The 24,146-nt window shown below is 32.4% G+C and carries 10 protein-coding genes; all 10 read right to left on the bottom strand.

The features are described from left to right. Positions 1 to 93 precede the first annotated feature (93 nt). The 10 genes from M1E09_RS10485 to M1E09_RS10440 all read right to left on the bottom strand — a co-directional run bounded on the left by M1E09_RS10485 (position 94) and on the right by M1E09_RS10440 (position 24,106). The gene (locus M1E09_RS10485) at positions 94 to 5,157 is read right to left on the bottom strand and encodes an FtsK/SpoIIIE domain-containing protein (protein ID WP_456274773.1); all 5,064 of its coding nucleotides are present in this window, start codon (positions 5,155 to 5,157) and stop codon (positions 94 to 96) included. Then, positions 5,154 to 6,740: a hypothetical protein gene (locus M1E09_RS10480; RefSeq protein WP_456274772.1), complete on the bottom strand. Its 1,587-nt coding sequence runs from the start codon at positions 6,738 to 6,740 to the stop codon at positions 5,154 to 5,156. The genes M1E09_RS10485 and M1E09_RS10480 overlap by 4 nt, the downstream gene beginning before the upstream one ends. 13 nt (positions 6,741 to 6,753) lie before the next feature. Beyond that, entirely contained in the window at positions 6,754 to 8,436 is a 1,683-nt protein-coding gene (locus tag M1E09_RS10475) for a hypothetical protein (RefSeq protein ID WP_456274771.1), read from the bottom strand. 292 nt (positions 8,437 to 8,728) lie between these two features. Further along, positions 8,729 to 12,988: a hypothetical protein gene (locus M1E09_RS10470; RefSeq protein ID WP_456274770.1), complete on the bottom strand. Its 4,260-nt coding sequence runs from the start codon at positions 12,986 to 12,988 to the stop codon at positions 8,729 to 8,731. 11 nt (positions 12,989 to 12,999) lie between these two features. Continuing rightward, positions 13,000 to 13,824 carry a DUF4007 family protein gene (locus tag M1E09_RS10465; RefSeq protein ID WP_456274769.1) on the bottom strand — a complete coding sequence of 275 codons (825 nt, stop codon included), beginning with the start codon at positions 13,822 to 13,824 and terminating at the stop codon, positions 13,000 to 13,002. A gap of 1 nt (position 13,825) precedes the next feature. Then, on the bottom strand, positions 13,826 to 19,132 hold the full coding sequence (locus M1E09_RS10460) for an ATP-binding protein (protein WP_456274768.1): 5,307 nt from the start codon (positions 19,130 to 19,132) through the stop codon (positions 13,826 to 13,828). A 4-nt stretch (positions 19,133 to 19,136) separates the two neighbouring features. Continuing rightward, a complete protein-coding gene (locus M1E09_RS10455; RefSeq protein WP_456274767.1) occupies positions 19,137 to 20,648 on the bottom strand; it encodes a hypothetical protein in 1,512 nt (503 codons plus the stop codon). 17 nt (positions 20,649 to 20,665) lie between these two features. Beyond that, positions 20,666 to 22,411 carry a hypothetical protein gene (locus M1E09_RS10450; RefSeq protein WP_456274766.1) on the bottom strand — a complete coding sequence of 582 codons (1,746 nt, stop codon included), beginning with the start codon at positions 22,409 to 22,411 and terminating at the stop codon, positions 20,666 to 20,668. Between the two features lie 1,138 nt (positions 22,412 to 23,549). Continuing rightward, a complete protein-coding gene (locus tag M1E09_RS10445; protein WP_456274765.1) occupies positions 23,550 to 23,870 on the bottom strand; it encodes a nucleoside triphosphate pyrophosphohydrolase in 321 nt (106 codons plus the stop codon). A gap of 44 nt (positions 23,871 to 23,914) precedes the next feature. Then, entirely contained in the window at positions 23,915 to 24,106 is a 192-nt protein-coding gene (locus tag M1E09_RS10440) for a hypothetical protein (RefSeq protein ID WP_456274764.1), read from the bottom strand. Between the last annotated feature and the right edge of the window lie 40 nt (positions 24,107 to 24,146).

Raw genomic sequence — 24,146 nt, 5'->3', positions numbered from 1 at the left:
TCCGAATACATATATTTCTTCTGGAGATGTCCTTCCAGAAGTCCAAAACAGCGATAATAATGCATCTAGATGTACATCTAGATGCATTAAAGATTATTTGCCCTTAGAACTAAAATATTTGAGTAAAGCTCTCTTAACCTCAGGAGTCAAGAAAGGACTCTTACCTCTAGTCACTTTTTGACTAGCAGTTTTAGCTAAGAAATCACCTTTTCCACCTAAATTTTCTGCTCCGCTTTCACCTAGGATGACTGAAGAGGCAGTTGAATCGGTAGCTCTTAAAGCTAATCTTGCTCCTAAGTTATTTCTAATGTTCGTATTAATAATATCAGATTTTGGGTTCTGTGTGCAGATGATTAAGTGAATTCCTGCAGCTCTCGCTTTTTGACCCAATCTTAATATTGCGTTTTCTACCTGGCTTGCAATTTCTTTTTCTTGGCTCATAAAATCAGCAAACTCATCGAAGACAATTACAATCCTCGGAAGTACCTCTTGTGTCATTTGAGTATACTCGTCAAGATTACTTGCATATTCATCTTTGAACATACTGTATCTTCTTTCCATTTCCTCTACCATAAGACTTAGTTTATTTACAGCTTCACCAATCTCGGTGACGACTGACTCGGTGTGTGGTAAACCTTCATATATTGAAAACTCTACCTGCTTAGGGTCTATGAATACAAACTGCAGCTGTGATGGTTCATAAAAGCACATTGTCCCTAGGATAATGGAATTTAATGTTACACTTTTACCGCTACCTGTAGTACCTCCTGTTAATAAATGAGGAGTAGAAGGATCAGAGAGATCAATACTTATGACATCATTCAGGGGATCAAATCCCATAGGTGCAACTAAATTTGTTTTCTTGATTTTTTCTCCTAGCTGCTGTCTTGCGATCGCCATGAACTCTTCAAAATATATTGTGTCAGGCTCTTCCCTAACAATATCAATGTTCAAGCCATTTTTATCTATAAATAAATGTGGCTCCTGATCAAGACCCAGCCAAATCTGAATGTCCTTCCTTTTCTTCAACACTTTATCAATGCTAAGGGATGAAGGGAGGGTTAACGTTAATCGAATCACACTTGACCCTACAATAACATCATTCACTTTGACATTTAGCCCATTCCGATTAAAATGAGTCTCTAACGTAGAGACATACTTCCTTTTTAGTTCGGAATGGTCTACAGCTTTATCATATCGATTAGTTTCAATACCTTTTAATGCTTCCACTTCAGGATAATTCCGGTCAGCCGGGTCGCTTGGTTGTGGAGGAAGAACTACAACATTATCCTCATCTGGATCATTTTGGTCTTCCTTGTCATCGCCATCTTTGATTGTTTCTCCGTTACCTGTACCTCCTGGTCGAACAAGTTCTTCAGAATCTCCTTCTAAATCATCTTCTTCATCATCCAAACCTTTTCTCTCATCTTCCAAAACAAGGCTCTCAGAGAAACTGGCCGTAGTACTTTCCAGTTCAGCATACTCTGGCTCATCAATATTATATGCTCCCAATGATTTTAAGATATAAGCACGGTTGAAGATGAGGTTTTTAAATTCACCCTCAATCATATCTACATAAACATCCTCTTCTATTCGTTCAAAATTATTTTGATATAGGTTTGAAGTGTAGCAATAAGCATCAATAGAAGAATGGATATTTACTTGAACCTCGTCAAGTTGAGCATTTTGGAGTCTCTTCAGGAGATATGCCTCTTCAGGTGAGTAAGTTCCTTTTTCAATGAAATAATGGACTAACTCATTTCTCCAATATTCAGCATCTGCATTATCTTGACTAAAATCAAATAGGTTTTCATATAAATTTTGCCCTGATTGAATTTGTTTGATAGCATCATATCTTTCTCTTTCAAATATAGCATGATTAACAAATTTTAGCTCAAGAAGCTCAAAATCCAAAGTGACCTTCCCATCATTTTCTTTTACAGTCGTAATAACTAAATCCGGACGCCTATTGTTCTTTCTGAACCAAGGCAATTCATCACAGACTGACCATACCTGAAGGTCGTACTCTAAACTTGAACGTCGTTCCATGCTAAGATATGTGGCTACCAGTTCATGAGAAAACTTCCCTGGTCCTATTGCTTTCAATACAAGAGCACCAGAAATAGATTTAACTTCATTAACTGCCTTTTTAACACTTTCTCTTTGGACATTTTCATTTTTGAGAATGAGGGACAGCTTTTTGGTCAACCTATCATAATATTCATAGTCCTGCTTATTTGAATTCAGCTTCTTGATATATTCCGAAGAAGAAACAATTAATTTAAAGTTTTTGTTCGCCCCAGCCTTTGATTTGTATTGAATAATTTGAGCTTTCGATGAGGCCTTCTCCAATAACGATTTATCAAGGTAACGATCCATAAACATAATCCAGTTAAAATTCTCATGCATATAATCAATAAGAGCATTGTCTGAGAAGTTTGATAAAGAAATCTTATTCTTCAGAACGTATAATTCATTTTCCTCAAGCATTTCTTTTTTCTGGAAGATGTATTGCAGCTGATAAAAGGATTTAAGTGTGTCAGGTAAATGTTCACTGACATACGATATCCTTTTCAAACTTTCAGTTTCAAGTAAGGGCTCCTTATAAACAAGGTTAAACCAATCACTCGATTGTTTAACTTCTACCTTATCAAATTCATACTTCACTTGATTACTCTGACCGAAATAATCCGCCAGTACAACAAGGTCTGCATCAATCATGTGTGCATTTATTTGAGTAGATATCTCATTGATAGTGTTCCCTGATATAACGTTCACTTCTACAGTCGGAAACTTGCTATACTTTTCTGGATTGGTATATTCTTCCTTCTGTTTGATCCATTGATTGATTTTCTGATGGATACTAGCAGCTTGTGTGGAGTGAACCGTAATTTTTATTTTATTCAAAGATTTATGCTTACTGAATAGAGCATCAATTGACTTAGTGATGATATCTGCACTTTGACAATAGAGGAATAAGATATCTAATCCATCTTTTGCATATGGGTAAACCTCAAAATAACTTTTTACACTTTTTACTAACTCATCTGATAATTCGTTTGAAAGGTAGTCCATATTATCCGAACGTTTTGTATTTAAAATGAACTGACCTTCTCCTAAAACTTCATTCACTTCGATAAGGAAGGAATCGTCCCCATCACTGGAAAAATATCTAGGGGCCAAGTTCAAAGTTTTCTCAGTGACAAACTCAAGGTAATCCTCGAGATTATTGACCTCAAGCTCACCATTGATAGTTCTTTCGACCCACTCTGAAATTTGATCTTCAAGTATTTGGTATCTAGAAATATAACTGACCAACCTTACTGGGTTTAGTACAGTCACAATTCTTTCATTACAAAAACCTTTCTGACCCAATTTAACATCAAGTGTATCAATGGTACCAATATAGTTAATGAACTGATAAATATGACTTGCAATATCAACCGAAGTCGTTACACCAGAAAGTATCTCTTCAAGATGATTTTTGAATTTGTAAATATCAATATTAAACAATCCAGATTTTAGAATATCCCTTAATATAAGTGAGTATTCTTCTAAGAAACCAGAGAAGCGATTATAATGCTCTTCAAACCCTGATTGATTAATCGAGAGGTATCCATCCACTCTCTCATATAGCATTTCTCTTACATCTAAAAGTTGAACTTCTTCTTCCTCATAACTCTTAAGATGTGGGATTTTACCTTCTTCTATCTCCTCTCTGAAGGTAAGTAGCTGTAATTGTTCAAATCCTCTTACTTTGAAAGATTCAGTCCCTAGTACCTCACGATCGTTCAATAAGTGCAGCTTGAATGTCACTTCATCGTTGGCACTCTCATCAATATTAATAGAATTTAAGGAGTCTTGCTTAAAGACAATATGAGGAACTACATTAGAGAGACCCTCTAAATATAACTTTAATAAATCCAATATTTGTTGTGTAAGCTTCGGTGCATGTACCGTTAATTCAAAGGAGGTATTTTGTATAACCTTCTCTGCATTCTCCTCTAGTAGGGAAAAAGATTCATATTGGAGAGCGTTAATTAAATCGTGATAGTCCTTAGGGTGACGGAGCTTTTCAATCCTTCGGGAAATAACTTTATCCAGCTTGTTTGCTTGAGATAACTGCTCCTCATACTCCTCTAAAAAATCCTGCATGGCATCGGGGTTCTGGTTTTTTTCGATTTCGGAGATACCTTCTTCTATTTTTTCGATCTCTTCCTTAGTAGGTTCTCCATTGAAGATAAGCGCATCCTTAATCTTATCAGAGAGGCCAACCTTGGTCTTGAAGTTTAATACAGTTTCCACAACATTAAATTCATAACGAAGTAAATCCAGGTCTTTCTGATTTAGAAAATCAATTACTTTTTCTTCAAATTCCGCAGGGTTAATACCACTCCAGAGTTCATCAGCGAAATTATTTTTTTCTTCCGATTCAATAAAAGTGTATAGGTTATTTTGCAACTTTTCAGTATCTAAATCACCGTTAGCTTTTTGGAGATTTGCTAGTAAAAAATTCGCTCGGAGTCTTTTTCTCCCTTTTGGCCCAATCACCAAACTTTGGTCCTTGAATAAATTTAGTTCCGGTAAATTAGTTTGAAGCTTTTCTACTATTGAAGGGGATTCCTGATTCAAGACTTTCTCGATAAATCTCAAAATAAACCGAAGTTGTGGTTCCGTTAATCTACTATACATACTAAAGAATTCTTTAATTGTATCAATTTCTTCAGCTGCAAGTTGAAACTCTTCAGACAATAAGGCAAAAAGGTTTTCTAACCCAAATTCAGAAAGTAAGTAAGCTTCATCGATTGCGAACAGATTTTCCAAACTTTGAGCTTCTGGAGTAAGTTCATTAATAATGATGACAAGCGCATTACCAGAGAACGTATAGTTTCTCAACCACGTACTTGTTTCAATTTCTTTCAGTTTAAATTGATCAAAACCATCAACCGATTTAATTGTACGAATCATTGGAGTATAATACTTCTCTAATTTAGATTCCTTTTCGTCCAATTCATTGAGCAGAGAATGAACATTTTCATCTGTTAACCCATTTACTTTTATAAATAGCTTATTTGTCCCATCTTGGCTTTGTTCTTTAAAGTGCTCTAACAAGATATTAAAGATCCACTTGCCTAGAAGATCATTGTAAGTAATCATACTCTCACCTGCCCTGCTTGCTCATAAGGATTTCTAATCATTGCTGTTGCATCTGAATATTCAATCAGAAGTCCATTATGCCTCAATTTTTCTCTTAACGCATACTCATTTCGATGGAAGTAACTAACATTTAATTTAGATGTTTCATAGATTCCATTTTCTTTAGCTTGTACTTCCCCTATGATAAAACCATAATTCAGATAAATTTTCTCCAAGAAACTGTGGAACTCCATTTGTTTCCCAGGTTGAAGGTTTGCATATACTAGAGCCTGAATGAAAGTATCAGACATAAAGTAGCGATATTTGCTGCCTCTTCTGTAACCTCCATAACCGCCATCTCTTGTTAGTCCCCGTACGATGCTCAATTGATGTTTCTTTAACTGATCAGAAACTATATCTTTTACTACGTTGAATAAATGACTCATAACTTTCTCATAAGAATCACATTTCTGAATGACTTTTGCGATCTTATTTTTCCTTACTTTTGAAAGACGGCTTAATCCTAGTAAATCAATTAATAAGTCAGGGTCAGCATGCCAGCTTTCTAAACTTCCCATAACGAATTGTGATGAAGGAATCTTTTCGTTAAAAGTTTGTTTGAAGTAATCTTCAAACTTATTTTTTATGAGTAATTCATTATCACTAAAGGACCTTGTTGAAAGCTTTTGTATCGGGCCAACTTGTGCATCTAAACAATCAAAGAAAAAAGTTACCTGATCTCGTTCATTTATCTGGGCTCTCTTTAACATGTATCTGCCTAACTGGAATGTAATCAGACTTGTCATTAATTCAAACAGTTCATAAATATCAATATTTAAGCTAATCAGGTTATAAAACTCTTCAGCGAATTCAGAGTAAATGACATCATCTGTTACAGGGAGCATTGGATACTCTCTATTAGTATCTGCTTCCTTTTTCAATGGATAGTAATCTGAGCTGCCATTTTTTTCATCATTTAATTGCAAAGAAATTTTTGTAACTATATTTTCAATCGCTTTATTTTTCCCAAGCAATGTTTTTAATCTCTCTTGGATTTTTCTTCTTAATTCAATGTCGTTCTCGGTACCATAGGAGATCATTAAGAAATATAATTCTCCCCCCCGAGCAAAGAAGTTCCGCTCAAAGTTATAGGATTTTTGATTGCCTTTATTCAATGTTCTAAGCTCAAAGAATAAAAGAGACTCATGTAGAGGGTATAAAGTCTTGGCATACCAGGAACGGTTCGCTGGTTTACCTGTCCCATCTGTAAGGGGAATTTCAAGATTCCTAAAAAAATCTCTTATTACATTTATTTCATCTTTGTTCCCTACAAGTTCATAGAGGGACTCCTTCTGTTCAGTTGTCAGGCTTACAACTCCCGTTTTTGCCCCTTCTTTATCTCCTTCAAAGATGAATTGTCTTAGGCCTGTTGAGCGAACACGGGAGTATTCATTTGCGCTAAAATCATAGTCAGTCCCCTTCAATACATTCAAAAATTCAAGTACGTATTCTGGACCTTTTTGTCCATCTTTAAACCGATGCCCCCAAATTTGCGCAGATAACTGCGTGGAGAACTCTTCAACACTTTGTTTCTTTGTTACCATATAAATGTCTCCTTTATAACAAACTTATTTCGCCATCTATAAAGAGTCCTGTTTTGTTTTCGTACCTTAAGATGTTTAATACATATTCTTCGGGCTCACTAATTCTAATCAATTCGTTTTTAAATGTATCAATCAGGATTTCTGCTTCTTGTTGCAGCACATTATGAGTTCCGCCTCCACTTGCCCTCATCAGATATTCAAAAACTGCTAGATTCATACTTAAAGAAACTTCATCCCGAACCGATACTTTAAAATTGGAGGGAATCCTATCTAAATCTGCCCGTTCTTTTTCTTGTTCAATATCCACTTCTTTTAACCTGAATTGCTCGTAAATCATCAGATTCTTATTGGTTGCAAATAAATGCTTGGTGTTGGTTTCCGTAAGCCTGCCGGAAAAAATCCTATTTAGACCATTTACAATTTCTTTCTTTGTTAGTGTCTGTGCCTTAGGATTATCAAATAACTTAATATATTCATCAACATATTCAAAAGGAAGAAGCTGATTAGAATCATCACTTTCTGATTCATAGAAGTACTTCCTTCTTAATTTAGGTATCCACTCATTAACAATCGCATGATCTTTATCTACATCATAGTCACGATACAAAGTTAACTTTTTCTTGAAATAACCTAACTGTAGGTCAAGTGAGTCACCTATCAATAAGCTGTGAGCTCTTTCTGATTCAGCATCTCCATTAATATCTCCATTAATAATAAAATCATCAATTGAAGAATGGGAATAAACACCTGGGTCTAAAGCTTTAAATACTTTTAGAGCCTTCATTTCAGAAAAGGCATTTTCATCCAACTCATGCCCATAGAAATTTTGATAATACGGCTTTTTGGTTTGATTTTCAATTTCCTTATAGTTAGCATTTCGAATGTCATCACATGTAAATCCGCCAGTAAGCATGTAGCTGATATGAATCAACATTTCTCTCATGGTGATATGTGTATCTAAATAGTCCAGTAACTTATATTGTTCAACGATCTTGTCCTGAATGTGCGATTTAGAAGTTCTTTCATGATTCATATGAATAACGCATCGATTACTAAATGGGCACTCCTGGCATTCTTCCCAATTCTCAACTTTATTCCATTCAGTTAAGACCTTTTCTACATATACAGAAGATGTAACATCCAACAAGTTAAAGATACTGAAATCGTGTGAATTATTCTTATGAGATTTAAAGCGTGCAGATACCTGATCCTGTAAAGGATCTAGCTGTGGATATTGCGAAAGGAATTTAGTCAATTTCCCCTCATTTGCTGCTATAAGGTAATAAACATTCTCGTGATTCTCTGAAGCAATAAGTCGTTGAAGATATAATAATTCTTTTTCGATAATATCTTCTTTTAACTCAGATAAGTCCTTAACAATCCTGATTTTCCCTTTATTATAAGAGAATTCCACAATACCATCTTCCGGCCAGTTTTCTAAGTTATCTTCATTAAAGTAATCATAGACTATCCTGCATAGTCTCGTTTTTCCATCACCAGCATTACCCGTCAGTATAATGCTCTGTGGATCATTTTCAAAAAGAGTTACAAGAGTTTTTTCGATTTTAGTGTCAATTTTAAATGTATACGAATTCTCACTACCTGGATCAATTGTGTATTCATCATAAATTTTTGCATGATTTGGAGACAATACGTTGAATTGATCTAAATAATTAACAAAAGAGTTCCCTTTCAAAAATTTACCCTCCTAATGGTTTTACAACGAAACCTACCATTAATATATTTGTCTCTTTATTGTAATATAGAATTTCCTTTTTTTCACTTATTCTCAATAATTCTTTATGTAAAATGATTTCCAGCACCTTACAGAAATTTATCATCTTCATTATTCCTTAAGTATTTTGTTACCGATCACTACTATTCAGGATCGGATGATACACTGAACAACTTCAAGTGAAAATTGGTTATTCTTAAAAAGAAAAAACACCTAGTAGAAGCTAGGTGTTTAATTTTAAATATAACAGTACCTATTGTTGAACTTTTAATTTAGTTTTCAGTTGATCCAGACAAGAAACTTTTTGCTCTTCTGAAAGGTTTTCAAATAGGCTTATAACTGCATCTATTGAAAGCTCATTTAATCTTTTATTGACTAATACTTTAACTTCTTTTAAATCCTCCTTTGTCGACTCCTTCAAAAAAGCAGGTATAACCTTTGTGGTTTCTAACCAAGTGGAACATTCGGATGCATCCCATTGTGTTACTTGTGAGTTAATTTCTATATACCTCTTAATCCATTTTTCTTCTGAGTGGTTGATTAGATTAAGATATTCATTTTTAATTGATTCAATTATAGGTGAAAACTCAATATCAGACTCTTTGTTTAACCACTTTTCGGAAAAACTATCCATTATTATAAATAAATCTTTTCTGTTATCTTTATAAATTTCAAAAGTGGCATATTCATTTAAGAAATTTTGAATATCGTTTGCTGCTTCCTCAATTCCTTCTCTATCTACGTCGTTAATAGACTTACTTAAAATCCTTTTAGCATTAAGTAGGAAATTTTCACAATCAGTAACACATTGTAACTCAAACATTGAGTCATAAATGTTTGAAATTTCTTCAGCCAATGCATCAAGCATACTCTCAATTAATTTGATACGGGATTCTACTTTTTCAAAAAATTCAGCCTTATACTTTTTGTCAGCTTTGTCATTTTTAAGAAGGTCTAGTATTTCCTGTCCTGAATTCTTCATTTTAATTAGTTCATCATAACCAGATAACTTGCTTGGTTTGTTGTTCTTCAAATAATTGTCTACTGTTTCATTTATATTTTCTAATTGTCTAACTACATTTAAATTGTCAAGAATCTCTTGAAGTTTAGACCTTAATTTACGTCCTTCTTGCTTATAACCATATCTGGAAAATGAATCAATCAAGTGATTTACCCACTTTTCAAAACCAGATACTTGAGCATAACTTAAACATTTTAAACGGCTTAGCCAATTATCGAAGTTATGTTCAATAATTCCATGACATCGTTCAGTCATTTTTTCTGCTTCATCTATATGGACAGAATTGTAAACATATCTGCTTGAATCATTGATGCCACCCTCAATTTCACTACATCCATCTAATACTTCAAATATTTTTTTGAAATCAGGTTCTTTACTACCACTTGATAACTTTGATCTTAATTCTCCAAATAGACGAGTGTTTGAGTCGTACAATTTTAATCCTTCTCTTAATATAAGATCTAGATTCATTAACTTATCTGCTAATTCTTCTGGAACATCTTCTTCAAGTTTTAGCTTTTCATATTCCTTTAATAATTCTGGACATTTATCAATATCATTATTACGCTCTACCTTGTTATACAGATTAATATACTTTCCTGCTAACTTTTCTGGGTCAACTTTTGTAATTGTCGTTTCAAACAAAGAATTAAAGTCAACTTGCTTATCTTGAAAAACTTGATTTCCCCATTCTTCTAATCTAAGACGTTGACCAGTTATATCCACTCTCGCCTCTATTCTTCTTTGAATAAGATAAGTAGCTACAAGTAATGCTAATGCAAAGTCATTAATACCATAAGGAGGTTTTTGATATTTTTCAAATATCTTATCAATTGAAAGGCTTTCATACATTTCTAATAAATTATCCAAGTCTTCAAATATTCTTCTAACTTTTAAGTTTGTAGGAGAAACAAATTGATAGTCAGAATTCAAAATTCCCCAAGATCCCATACGTCCTTCAAAAAGAACAGTTTCGATTCTGTTTTTTATCTCCGTTGTTTCAGAATGAATAAACTGAAATGCTGCACCTGACAATATTAATCTTCCAATCCTTGAAAGATTCTTTTTCCCTTTTCCCAAAGTTTTATTGGAGAACTCAGTAAAAGGAAAGGGAATAACATCTTTATATAAATTGTCAAAAAGTTCATCGAAGTAGAGCTTTGGTCTCTTATTAGCTTTTTCTAACCCGTTTTTTGTTAAAATAATTCTACTTGATACAAGTTCATTAAACCTATCCTTTACTAGCCCTTCTGCCTTATATTTAAATTCAGGAATAAACTTGCTGTATTTCACCTTTTCTTGTTCTGTAAATAAATTCGATAATTGATAATCAAAGATAGCATTAGAAAATTTTTCTTCTTTATCATCTAGTGCAAAGAATGCGATAGGCATATGCTCAAAATTAAATCTCTCTAGCAATTTAGAAAGAGAGGTTAACTTTTCTGACTCTACTGAAGAAGGGATGAATAGCCACAATAACTTACCTTTGGGTTTGTCAGGTGCAGTCGAATATTCAAAATCGTTTTTAAGATTCAACAAGAAAGAATTAGTAACATCATCTATATGGACAATTTGTTGTTCAAATTGCCACTCACGTGTACTTATTTGATTTTTCCTACCAAATGATGTTTCCATTGTTTCTAAGGGAAGTGTTTCATTTGACAAATTATCTAATACCAAATTGATATTAATATCTAATTTTCTACGTTTACTATTGATTAACCTTTTAAAATCGTTTATCCCAGTAGCATCTGCAATGAAGTCAAAGACGTGTGAACTATCGTCATAACTAATTACTCCAAATTCGTGTTCCAATTCACTAATTACTGATTCAATTTCAGCTAAACTAATATTTGTAGTATATTTAATTGCTTGTATTGTTTCATTAAGTGACTTAGTTTTAAACCTTCCAATTCTAACTATTAAATTGGCAGCAAGGACTTCTTTATGTCTTTCATCAAACTTGTCACCATATTTGGTAAGGATTTGATTATATAAAATACAATACTCACTCTGCTTTCTACCCTCTTGTTCTGCTGCTAATAACTCCTTGAAAAATTCTGACCTGATAATCCTAGTCGCTGGAATAAGTGGTAAGTCGCCAAACTCATTTATTTCCGTATTAGCATACTCATCTATTTGTCTCTCCAAAAATGTTAGTGAGGACCTCTGTTGTAACCATGATGATAAGTTCGAAAGCATCCATGAAGTTAATGGATGTAAAGGGAAAATGCCTTCTAGAACTACCTTTTTAAAATGATTATATGACCCCCAAACACTAGAAGTTATTGCTTGAGGTTGCCAAGAAGAGAAATCTTCATGAAATTTCTTCCATTCATTGTTTTGCTTTTCAAACTTTGTTGCAATTAAGCTCTTAAACGTACTGATGTCTTTCCTTTCAATAAGGTTTGCAAATATTGTTTCTAAATTTGAAGACAGATGTATCTTCTCACTTGCCTCAAATCTTCCTATATACCTGTTAATGTTTGCTGTTCTATCCACACGAGTTAAATAGGATTTTAAATCTGACTGTATAAAACCTACAAATATAATTTTATCTACACTATCTTGAACAGATTCATATATTTGTTGTAATGCTGAATCTCCAGCTCTTGTAGGATAGGAAGAAGCAAACTCAATATACCTGCCGAATTCGTCAAATAAAACTATAACTTTATTAAATTTTCCCCTATCTCCACAAAGTGTGTCGGCAATTTTAGTTAATACATCACCTGCAGAGACGCCTTCATCCCATCGAATATAAATTCCGTTAATTTGAAAATACACATTATTTATTACTTCAAAAGCATTAGCGTCTTGAATTATATTTTCCGTTAAGTAGTCTTTTAAATTCCCAGTTTCAGCATTACTTAATAATTCAATGGCATTTTTTTCATATAATTCTTTATAATTTTCAAATGTATTATTAACAAAATTTTTAGCAATGTCATATGATTTTGTTAATGATTTTAAAAATTCAGCATTTATTTCATTCATCTTTAAAACTTTCTGAGTAGCATTAAGAATTTCATAATTTAGATTGAAATCCTTCATCCCATTCAGAACTAAAACAATATTTGGTTTTAAAGAGTAATCTTTTATTTCAGTAGCTAAATTATTATCTACTTTTTTAATATTATTTAAAATTGTTTTTTGAAGATTGTCTTGTTTACTAAATAAACTTGCTAAGGTCACAGCTAAATGAGATTTTCCTGTTCCATAAGGAGCTATTGTCATAAAAAAATTGGAGTCAGTACTTTCACCATAAAGCTTGTTTGCAAGAATATTTGTAAAGGAAGCTGTATCTACTAATCGATGACTTTTAAATGTTATATCATCTTCGCCAACTCCAAAATACTCTGGACCATGGAAGACAAAACTTTTTGAAACTTCTTCCTGTTTTTTATCATTATAGAACCAATCTACTTGTACAGCTCCATTGAAATACAATTCCTTCTTAAAGCGAATTATATCTTTTAATTGATGTTCCATTAAATCACTCCCTAAATTAGAAGGCTATATATTTTATTTAATAAAGATTTTGATGAAACTTGCTTTATATAAGTTACTGGAGTTAACTGTCTGTTTATAACTAAAATCCTCTCTTCTTGGAGAATTTCTAAGACTTCAGTTAAACTAGCCTCATCCCATAAGAATGGGAAGCCAAACCCTAACTCTCTTGTGAGTGTATCATATGTGATTTCACTTTGTTCAGGTACTAATTTTTCCCAGACAGAGGCTAAAAGAAAGCCATATAAATATTTATAGGTTCTATCAACCTTGTGGGATTTAAAAAAATATTTCTCTTCATCAATCTCCAAAATACCTAAATTACCAAAACTCCGTTCAGCAGTGTAACATGTACGAAAAGGACTTAAGTTAATATCATTAACTTCAAAAGTTCTAATTAGTGAGCTCTTCAATGAGTTATTAGTTAATTCGACGCCTTGATTAGGTATTATTTGATTGAAAATAAAAGACCACATTTCTGCTTTTGAGTTAATTGCAGATAAATTATAATGACATAATAGATTTGTGATTCCTTCAATTAAGTATGGATCCTCTTCACTTACAAGTTCTCCTAGTGAAGTGTGAGTGATTTTGTATTTCGTTCCGTTCCTTTCAATTTCAACTAGCCCCATCGCTTCAGCGTACCCTAGATGCGGGACTACTTTTCCTGAACTTTTACCAGTGGGAATTGAAGTATATTGAGAAATTTCTTCTTTGGTGTAAAATTCATTTTTATATGTAGAAGCAAATTGCACAAGTTGTGCAATCGCTTCTACTTCGGGAGCAAATGTTTGATGAAAATTTAGTGATAAATTCATTTTATTTTATCCTTTCACTTAAAGGAGTTACGTTAACTATCATTGGTGATATTCTTTCGAGATTACCATCCTGCCTTAATACTGGACCTGAAACGATACACTGACCTTTGGGTAAATTAGACAATCGCTTGGCCCACTCTCTCTTCTTCTGTGTTTCCGTACTCAAGAAAGAGGCAATATCATTAATTTCTGTTTCTGGAGGAGAGAAATATACTTTCTGACTGGCATTTTGAAGTCTTTGTATTTCATCTTTATTTAACTGACCTTGCATAAATTGAGTTGCATACCATCCAGACCATCCAAACTTTCTTCCTTCAGTCAGTATTTTGGCACTTGGAGAATTTTCACTATGATCCAGGTTTTGAGCTTCATCTAAGATAACTGGGAAAGGTTTTGATTTATCTCCATGAGATAAATTATAATTCCACAAATCCCATAATATAAATTCAGTTACTATTAACTGAACCTCTCTAGTGAATCCTGAAAGTTGTACAATAAACACTATACCTTCTTTACCTCTATGGGTTCCCCAGTTATATTCGGATTCAGCATCAAAAGGGTTTCGGTCTATCAAAGGTTCTATTTTTGCTAGAACAGTTTTAGCATTTGATGAACCATCTGCCTCTAACTCTTCTCTTAGAAATTTCAGACTCATTTTATCTCCGTATTTTTCTAATCCCTTCATTGTGGCCCTATAGATGGCATTAGCTTGTTGATCTCCCATTCCTTTATAAACAGCAGAGAATACACTTTTCATTCTTTCTGCAACATCGGTATTTTCCTCTTCTTTGAATAAGTCTTCATCTATCTCTTTTTGGTTTTTCTTAAAGGGATTAACAGGAAACTGCTTTAATTGGATATGAAATTGTTCAACTTTATCTCCTAAATATTCCTTGAATTCTGGTTCTAATTTTGATTTTTTAAAACCATCAGTATAGTCGAAGATTATACTAGAAATATTATTACTAGCTAATTCAAGTAACATACACTGCATAAAATAAGTTTTACCCACACCTGATTTTCCAGAGATTAAAATGTGTCTATTCTCTAATTGAGAATGACCGTATTCCCAGTATATCTTTCTCTTGGTTCTTAATTCCTCACCCAACAATATTCTAATATTTTCCAAAGAACCCTTGCCTTCGTTGATATTTCCAACTGTTGTATCTTCTATTGTTTCTGATGAGGTTTTTTCTGTTGTTTCTTCTTTTATTTCTTCTATTGTTTCTGATGATGTAGTGTCTTTTTTCTTCTCCTTTATGCTCTCAAAAATTGTTTTCCCATTAATATTAGGTGACTCGGTTTCATCAGTAGATCCGAATACACTCATTGAATCCCCAACACTCACATCAGTATTAGTATTGTACTCCTGTTTAGATTCTTTTCTCTTATCTGATTCGTTTGAATTAGATTCTTCTATTGTATCTACAAATTGAAGCTCACTTAGATGATCAAGATTGTCCCTAATCACAACATCATTTCCAACTTCATCATCTGCCACTAAAGATATCTCCAAACTAGTTGGATCTTCAAATTGGATGTTCTCTCTTAATCCAAAAGGTAAAAGGTTTTCTTGTACATATACTTGACCATATGAGAGATGCTTGCATTTCACCCCACTGGACTCAAGTTCAAATTCTCTCTCTTCAATTGTTTTACTATTGTAATCCAACCAATAAGTTACTAATTTAGCACTCCAATTAATTTCAAACTTTCCTTCTAGAACCTTTAGTAAGTGTTGATTAAGCTTAATGCTCTCCTTTTCACTTTCAGAAATTTTCATTGGAGAGAAAGCTAACATTCGGTAAAGCTGGGAGAACCAATATCTCCTATTATGGTCCTTTGAATTCGGGTTGAATTTCTCCATTAAGTGAGTAATACCATTACTTAATTGTTGTACTCCTTTATTAATGTGTACTTCATTAAACTTTCCCATTTTACATTCTACTAGTGATGCATCTATTATTACTTTTTCATCATGTGAAGTGTTGTTTACAACGATCTTAAGAAAATCTGGTCTATTCGGCTCACCATAAAACCAGTGTTTATAGGAATCCAAAGATATAAAATTATTGATGAAATGGTTTTCATCTGAATTATTTATACCTAACGACTCATAAGATAGGAGGCTTGATAGGAAGCTATGAATTTCATAATCATGAGGATTTAGAGCTTTCATAATTTTCAAACCGTCTAGAATATGTGACTTTTCCACACAATATTTAGCAGCTAAAACACATTTCTCTTGCGACCAGGACGGAAATAAAGCTTTTAGTCTTTTAGTTAACTTTTCTTCTAAGTCCATCCTTACTGCTGGAGAGGAAGAAATAGTCATATTTAACTCTCCAAAGGCACCTTCACCTGTAGAAAAACTTATTACATTTTCTTCTTTTAAGAAAGCTTTGTCTAATCCCGAATCTAAAGTAACCAGCCATCTAGATTTTAAGTGTAAAATTTCAATTAATTCATCCATTTTATCGGGGAAAACTAACTCTTTCTCAACTCTATAGGTATCTTTAATGTTATGAGGTCTTTCAATCCAATGTGATAATTGGGTATGACTGTAAGAGGCTTGAAATTGCTTTTGGCTGATTGAAATGTTTTTAGTAAGATTCTTTTTCAACACAGGAATTGGATGAAATACCATTGGGAAACGTGTTTCTGATGGTTCAATGGTTTTTTCTCCAGTTCTTTCATATATAATGCCGCTTGTCATCAGAATGTTATCTAGAAAGGTTATATCACTTTCAAACAGCTCTTCATTGACTTCATTACTCTGAACTCCCTCAAGATTTATAACATTAAAGTATGTCTCAATAAGTACAGGATCGTTTTCATTAAAAAAGTTATCTAACCAAAAGTTGATATAGTTCCTCCCTAAATGAGAACCCTTCTTAGCAATTATTTGCAATCTTAAATTGATTTTATGGTTAATTCCTTGCAAACCATTCACAAAATTATGCAAACCTGCAATAACTGGTTGCAAGTTGGAAAAATTCAAAAAAGTAATTTTTATGGAATCTGTATGTGCTGGGTATATTTTTACGTACTCATTTATTTGCTCAGTAATTAGCTTAGAAAGCGCAGTATCTAAAAGCATTTCTTTTGTATCAAAATCCTCGTCAAATACAAGGTCTGTATCTAACATGGATTGGTTATAGATAGCTATATCCGAAGTAATCTCACCGTGCAGTGCATAATAACCTAAAACATTTTTTGGGGTACGTGAACTTTCATTTTCTGAAATTATGGTATCTACAGCAGATAAAATTGTAGATTGCTTTTCAACTTCTTTTATTTTGTTTTCAATAAAAGAGGTTGAAAGTTCTCTATTCTCAAACAACTCATTAATTATCAGCCCAATGCCTCTTCTTTGAAAAGATTGTTGCTCAATCAATTTTTCTAAAAATGCTGGGTGATAAGGAGGAATAATAGCTCCTTCTAATTTTAGGTTTGAGTAAGCAGCATTTTCATTTGATACTATGTAGAATAAATTACAAATGAGATTCAAGTGCTCCTTCTCAACGGAATTCAAGTCCGTAATTGATTCAGATATTTCATTTATTACCTTAATGTAAACACCAATCAATTTATTAGCTGAAGTTATTGTATTAAACAATCCGTTCTCATGTAATGACTGGATAAAAGTTTCGAAAGGTTTAATTAGATGTAACAACTTAGAAAACAAAATTCCATTTCTTATTTCGTTCGGGAATCTATTTAGAATATTGACTACTTCTAAATCTGAACCACTTAACTGGAAGTGGAATGATTCTTTATCAGTAGATTCAAGCAAGCTACCTAGGTTTTTTGTATAGAATATTGGTAAAGAAGGTGAATCGGTTACTTTTTTATGAATTTCTTTTAAATGAACAAATGTTTGAAACCAATAGTCATTTGTACTAAAAATCCACTTAAAAGAATATTTTATATATTCTCCACAACTAATTTCAAATACTACATTTGAAAGCTTTTGTGTAGAGCTCGCAACCTTAATGTTGTTAACGTTTGGAAAGTTATTTAAACTAAAATACTCCATTTCAGCAGAGTATCGAACTGAAACTTTATCTTCTATTTCAGCATTAATGTAATCTAAAAGACCATTGGTAAATTGACACAATTTTGACCATTTTTCATACTTATCCTCATCGTTATTGAGTGTATCTGCAAAAGTAATGCTTTTTACAGATACAAGAAAAAGAAATTCATCTTCAACTAAAGGGAAATCGGAATTCTCATTGATATTTTTCAATGTGTTAATTATCATCTTGGAGTAAGCTTGTAATGGATTACCGTATACAGACATTACCTTATCTTTTTTAGGAGTATCCTTTTTAATTTTTATATCAAGAATGGCATTTATAAAGTTAAAATCCATCCTTGAAAGCTTAGGTCTTAAAGTATCTATATCTTTCCCTTGAAAATACTTGAAGATTCCATCTTTGAATTCTTCAAATGAAGAAAATTCCTCTTTTATCATATCTAAGTTAGAATTAATTATTTCAGGATTTTCATCGATGAATCCCTGAAATTGTTTTTCTAATTTATTAAATTTACTCTTACTCAAACTATCTTTATATTCTTCTCTATTAATAAACTTTGTGGATTTTGTTAAGAGCTCAAACTTTCTGCCTTTTTTTAATTTTGTTATCTCTTTATCCTCTACATAGTATATTGAAGGTAAACCCCAATCTCTCCAAAGCCTTTTGCACATTATATTAATTAATTCTTTGACTTCTATTTTAAAATCGCCTTTTAATTCTTCAATTATTTGACTTAATTTAAATAAATCCTTTGGTACGATTCTAAATAAGTGACTGAAAAAATTATTAATGACCATAATTTCATCTTGATCATTAATATCAATTAGCTCATAAAACCACTTACTATAGTTGTCACCTAAATTTTTCTCTACCGATTTTGGAGAAACAGTATAGAAGTCATGTAGTCCTCCTTTATCCTCGACATTTTCTGTCCCCATTAAAAAAACTATACCAGATAGCCCTTGCGTCCACTCGTTTCGCCATTTAGTAAGTGAATTGCTTAAGTCGACATAATTGTTATCATAAAAGTCATCTAGGTATTGTTTATATATTGAGGATTCTTTATATTCTTCAAACTGTCCCGGGGATATTTTAGCTGTAAAATTAAACCCTAGTGTTTTAGCTTTTCTTTTATATATCGAACAAATATTAAGATAAACATCAGGGTGAACAAAATAATCTAACCTAAATAAGTGTTTTGACTCAGAATTATTCTTTATTTTATTGTCTAATATACTGTTAATTTCATTAATATACGTTTTCATTTATTCACCCCATAAAAGGATTTTCCACGATAGAAGTTGCATCAGAAATATCTCTCAGAAAACCACTGTCTTTTAGCATTTGTTGTAACTTATCTGAATTTTCATTAAAAGGAGACAAATCAAAATCTTGATTTTGACTCCAGTGTATTTTCGCTTCCTGTGGTCCAATGATAATCTTAAAATGTTCATAACATTTTTCTAAAAAAGTACTCAACAACATTCTTTCTCCTGGTTTAATTAAAATAATTACAAGTAATTTGACAAGATTTTCATTTAAACTAAACCTCATTTGCGCTCCTTTTGGAGGGACAATGAAATCAATATATTTACCTAGCTTCCTAATGAGTCGGTTTGTATCCTTAGAAGCATCTTCCAAGATCTCTGTTTCTGACCTCTCTCTAGGAGAATTATCCATATATGTTTTTAAGTCAGCGGTATGAACAGCTCTAAATACGTTTTCTTCTACTTTTCGATAAGAACTGGTTGCTATCTTTCTAATTTGTCCATGGGTATCTTCAGTAAGGTCAACTACCCATTCCATGTTATCTTGATTTTCTAGTTTTATTGCAGCCTGAAGGCTCATCATTCTCATTATTTGTAAAATTATCAATGAACCTAGAAGGTCAACTTTTTCTAAGGGATTAATTAAAGAACTCAATAAATTTTTCATTTCTACAACTGTAAAGTGAGCACGTTTACTATAGTTACTAGGTACCCACTCCATTGTCTTTTTTATTGATAATGGCTCTTGGCTATTTTCAGGGTAATGGTACTCTTCCCATGCTCCCTGGATAAAATTAGAGACGATACTTAATTGAGGAACACCTTTTATTAGCTCAGTAAGTAGTGATTCTATCTCTTTTTTTAATTCATCTTGTCCAACTAGCCCTTGCAATACATGCAAATAATAAACCTCTCCACCGCGAGCCATGAAACTCCTACGGTTAAACTCAAAACCAAAATCAACTTCTAACTCGTAATTCTCATATTCCATATTCTCTCGCAGCTTTTTACTTCCTATTGCCTCGCTGAAAATTAATTCTGGTGCAACTGGTAATAATGACTGAGCAAACCAAGAGCGCTTTCCTATAATTGCATTAAATCCATACAACAGGTCTTGAAGAATATCCATAATAAATCCACTATCCAAATTAGGATCAGAAATATTAATTTTACTCTTCAAGAAATCTCTATGATCTTCTAGCGCATCTGTATCCACATCAAACCTCTTATCAGGTTCACTTCTACTCAAAAAAACAAATCTTTTTAAACCCATACGGGGATAAGGAAAATAAGATATCTTTTCTTCTTGGATACTAGTTGGAAAAGAAAAGCCCTTATCCGACAAATTGTTAGATTCATTACCTTTTTCAGAGATAAATACTAATAAAAATTCTAAAAGATACTCATAAAAAGTCTGGTCTCTAAATATTCTTTGACCATATGTTTGTATTTGTAAATTGTGTGTTTTTATATCCCGATAATTTCCAGGTGGAAAAACATTAGAATGCTCCATCAAGTTCGCCCCTTTTTTTATCCGATAAACATCTCATCATTGTCTACCTCGAGAGAAATTACTTTTGGACCCAGGTTTGTATGAACCAGGACTTCAATTGTATTAGCTTCTTCAAACTTGTAAACCTCATAAAGTTTTGACTTCATGGTATCTATTCCATGGCTTAAAGAAGGGTTTATTTTCGTAGAAACAGAACCCTTTGAAATTTTATCTAAATAATCTAATAACATAAGAGAAATGGGAAAAGTAGTTGCTAACTTTGCTACTTTCAGTTCTAAAATAAAATGGCTTTCTTCTTCATCAAATTTTGAGTTGATAAACTTTTGTTGTAGTTTTATGTCCCTTTTTTCAATTCTTCCTTGAAGTAATTGAACGTTTTGGAATCCACTTCCTATTCTTACTAAAGGTAAATAAATTGCATCATTAGAACTGAATCCATTAAATGTTCCTACAAAAAGAAAATATAAAGCTTTGATAACCTTATTTCGAAGTTCCCTATTCTCCCGAGTTCCAATTTTTTTGCTTCTATTCGAAAGGTATTCACTAAAAATAGGTGAAAATAAATTGGCAAGTAAACGAGAAATACTTGCTTCATCATATCTACCAAAAAGTATTTGCATCCTTCTAAGAGCCTTACGAAGTTCAAAAGGCTCTTTTTCTGTAAGCAGATTCAAGGATTGATATGAATATTGTCTTGTATATTTAGTCCAAATCGGTTCAGCAATTTTTCTGACATCTAAGTTTAAAAATTCAAAATTATGTTTCACAAAGAAGGAATAATCATTTTCTAACTCTTTTGAGTCTAATTTTAAGTATTGTAATTCTCTAATAGCTTTAATTTGTTTTGCATCTTCGTCCTCATTCATACCGACATAACCAAAGAATAAGTTGGATGAGTGGAATTTAAATTTATTTAGGATATTAAATGAAGTATCATTTTCTTCTACTTCCTCACAAGCCAAATTACCTGTAATAGTATATGAAAGGTGGGACAGTGTCTGCCTAACAGTTAGCCTTTTATCGTTTTCAAACATCCATCTGTAAAAAGAAGTGATAACATTATTAACATTTTCTAGATTATTATTTAATGCTTTATAGTTATTAAAAATAGGACAATGCTGCTTTTTGGAACATTCATCACACTTATCCCATAGACTTTCTGCAAGTAAATTCTTAAATAGTTTTGGTGCTAAAATGACATTATCGATCCTCGCCATATTAATCAGGAGGATTTCATTTCCTTCGATATTAGATATTTCTCCTGAATTTTCATCCATTAATTTAAGAAGTTTCATTTCAACTTCTTCGTTATTGTATTTTCTATTAAATGTATTAAGTAATGGACCTGTATTGGAAACCAATAACGATGAGTTCCCCTCTTCACTTGCTTTTAATGATTTATGTAACAATTCAACTTGTTCATCTTTTGGAAGCTCACTCATATCTTTTACATAAAATATCGATTTTGATAACTCTTCTGAATATATTTCATCATGTACTTTTAGATCTTCGTTCGATTTAATAAGATTGAATTGCCTTAAAATTTGATATACCAAACTTGTTTTACCATCACCAGCATGACCTGTTAAAATAATTGAGACAGGCTTTTCTTTTAACTTTTCTGCTAAATATATCCCTAGGCTACGTTCAACCCTAATCTTTTCATAAAAAGGATTTGTAATTTGTGCTTCAGCCAAGGCATTTTCATTAGAACTATTAGCATTATTTAAAGAATTTAAATAATTTATGTATTCATTACCCACTATTGCTCCACCCCAATTATTCGATCTTCTTTTAATTATCTAAACTTTAACATTCCAAGCGAAATAAATAGAATATACTATTTTTTTGAAAATTATGATTTTAACTACCACTAAATTTGGGAGATTCAATTGAAAAGAAGTAACTTTATTATCTCATATTTGACAATCTAAACCAATTAGCACCAATATTTCCCTTTTGTCAACTTTTTCCTTTTTATTAGTTATGTGTATCAAAAATTCCTAGTGTTAATGCTAAACTAAACGTTTTATCTTCTTAAAATATTATGGTAATTAAATTTCTTTCTCTTAATTTAGATATTAAGTTTCCTAATTATTGCTTTAAAATTCAGCGGGTGATATAAAATGATAAAATTTTTACAGACAGTTCATTAAAGCTGTAATTCTAACCTTGAATCTGGATAAGAACATTCAACAACATGAAAATGTATTCCCAAGGGTGTCTTTAATACCTTAATATAAACAGGAATTATTCACTTTCAGGATGAACATTGTTGGTGATTCCAAGAAGTGGATCTAAGAGTTTATTGATTTATGTCTACCACTACTTTTACTTTTATCTTCAATTACCAACAAATTTTTTCCACCTTATCGTTCTTCTACAAAAATTGCATCAAATTTCCATCTGACCACTAGATTAAGTTAACCTTTTTCCAATTAAAATATGACCTTGAAGTTGGAAGGGAAATAGTTTACTACATATAACAGGATGAAAAATAGAGGTATTAATATCTAACTCTTAACAATTGATTAATTTTCAATTCAGGATAAAAACACTCTCCCTTGTTTGAAAAAAGCTGATTATCTTAAGAAAAAAGTCTTCTAACCTATCTTTTACCTTTCCAAAAGCAAAGTCCCCTCTACCTAAGTAGCATAACTTTGAGTAGTTTTCTATAAAGAATTCAGATAATACTTTTGGTAAATTAATTGAAATAAAACTTGTAGTTAGTTTTAGGTAAGTTCAACTTTTTTAAGTATTCACTAAAACTTATAGGTTCAAAAGCCGATTAAATTTCTTTTAAGGTAACTAACTACAGGAACAAAGAATAAAATAATTAAATGTTATCCGGCATTTAAAAATCTCTAACAATTTCTTTTTTGGGTACTATTTCTTAATCCTTTACTCCACCTCAATCAAAAAAATCTTCTCCTCAAACCCACCTCGTATTCCCGCTTTCTTCCGGCGAATCTCTTCCACTTCCTCAAGAGTTGTGTCATGTGATTTTGCAAATGCATGAACAACCTCCATCAAATCAGCCAGCTCCTCCAAGGCCTCTTCCCTTGTTTCTGCATCACGGTATTCTGCAAGTTCTTCAAAGCTTTTATTCTTTAATTCTGTTATGTATTCTTCATCAGAAAGGACTCTGGTGGTGAATTTCTTTCCGTTTGATTCAATGATTTCCGGGATTTTATCACGGACTAGTTTGTTGTATACAGGCATTGGATCTCCTCCCATTCATTTCAACTGGTTACGATGCTTTTGTATCAATCGACCGCCTCTGTAAAAGGATAATACTCCTTCGCACCTATCCCTCTCTCATACATTCTTTTAACATATTTAACTTCTTTTTCTAATTGTTCAAACGGGTCCAGGTTCTGCAAATCTTCCCCTGTTCCTACCGCCAGTTCCATACTATAGTAAAAAACAACCTTTTGCTGGTTTATGTAGTACTCCACAATGAAGTCATCCATGCTTCCATTCCAATTATAACTGGTG

The sequence above is a fragment of the Bacillus sp. AK031 genome (genome assembly GCF_053903065.1).
The sequence above is the reverse complement of the archived record's forward strand: the minus strand, read 5'-3'. Positions and strand labels throughout refer to the sequence as shown.

Excerpts from the sequence above, each read along its gene's own strand:
- M1E09_RS10480 (WP_456274772.1), bottom strand. The coding sequence starts at position 6,740 with ATGGTAACAAAGAAACAAAGTGTTGAAGAGTTCTCCACGCAGTTATCT.
- M1E09_RS10455 (WP_456274767.1), bottom strand. The coding sequence starts at position 20,648 with ATGGAGCATTCTAATGTTTTTCCACCTGGAAATTATCGGGATATAAAA.
- M1E09_RS10485 (WP_456274773.1), bottom strand. The coding sequence starts at position 5,157 with ATGATTACTTACAATGATCTTCTAGGCAAGTGGATCTTTAATATCTTG.
- M1E09_RS10460 (WP_456274768.1), bottom strand. The coding sequence starts at position 19,132 with ATGAAAACGTATATTAATGAAATTAACAGTATATTAGACAATAAAATA.
- M1E09_RS10465 (WP_456274769.1), bottom strand. The coding sequence starts at position 13,824 with ATGAATTTATCACTAAATTTTCATCAAACATTTGCTCCCGAAGTAGAA.
- M1E09_RS10470 (WP_456274770.1), bottom strand. The coding sequence starts at position 12,988 with ATGGAACATCAATTAAAAGATATAATTCGCTTTAAGAAGGAATTGTAT.
- M1E09_RS10445 (WP_456274765.1), bottom strand. The coding sequence starts at position 23,870 with ATGCCTGTATACAACAAACTAGTCCGTGATAAAATCCCGGAAATCATT.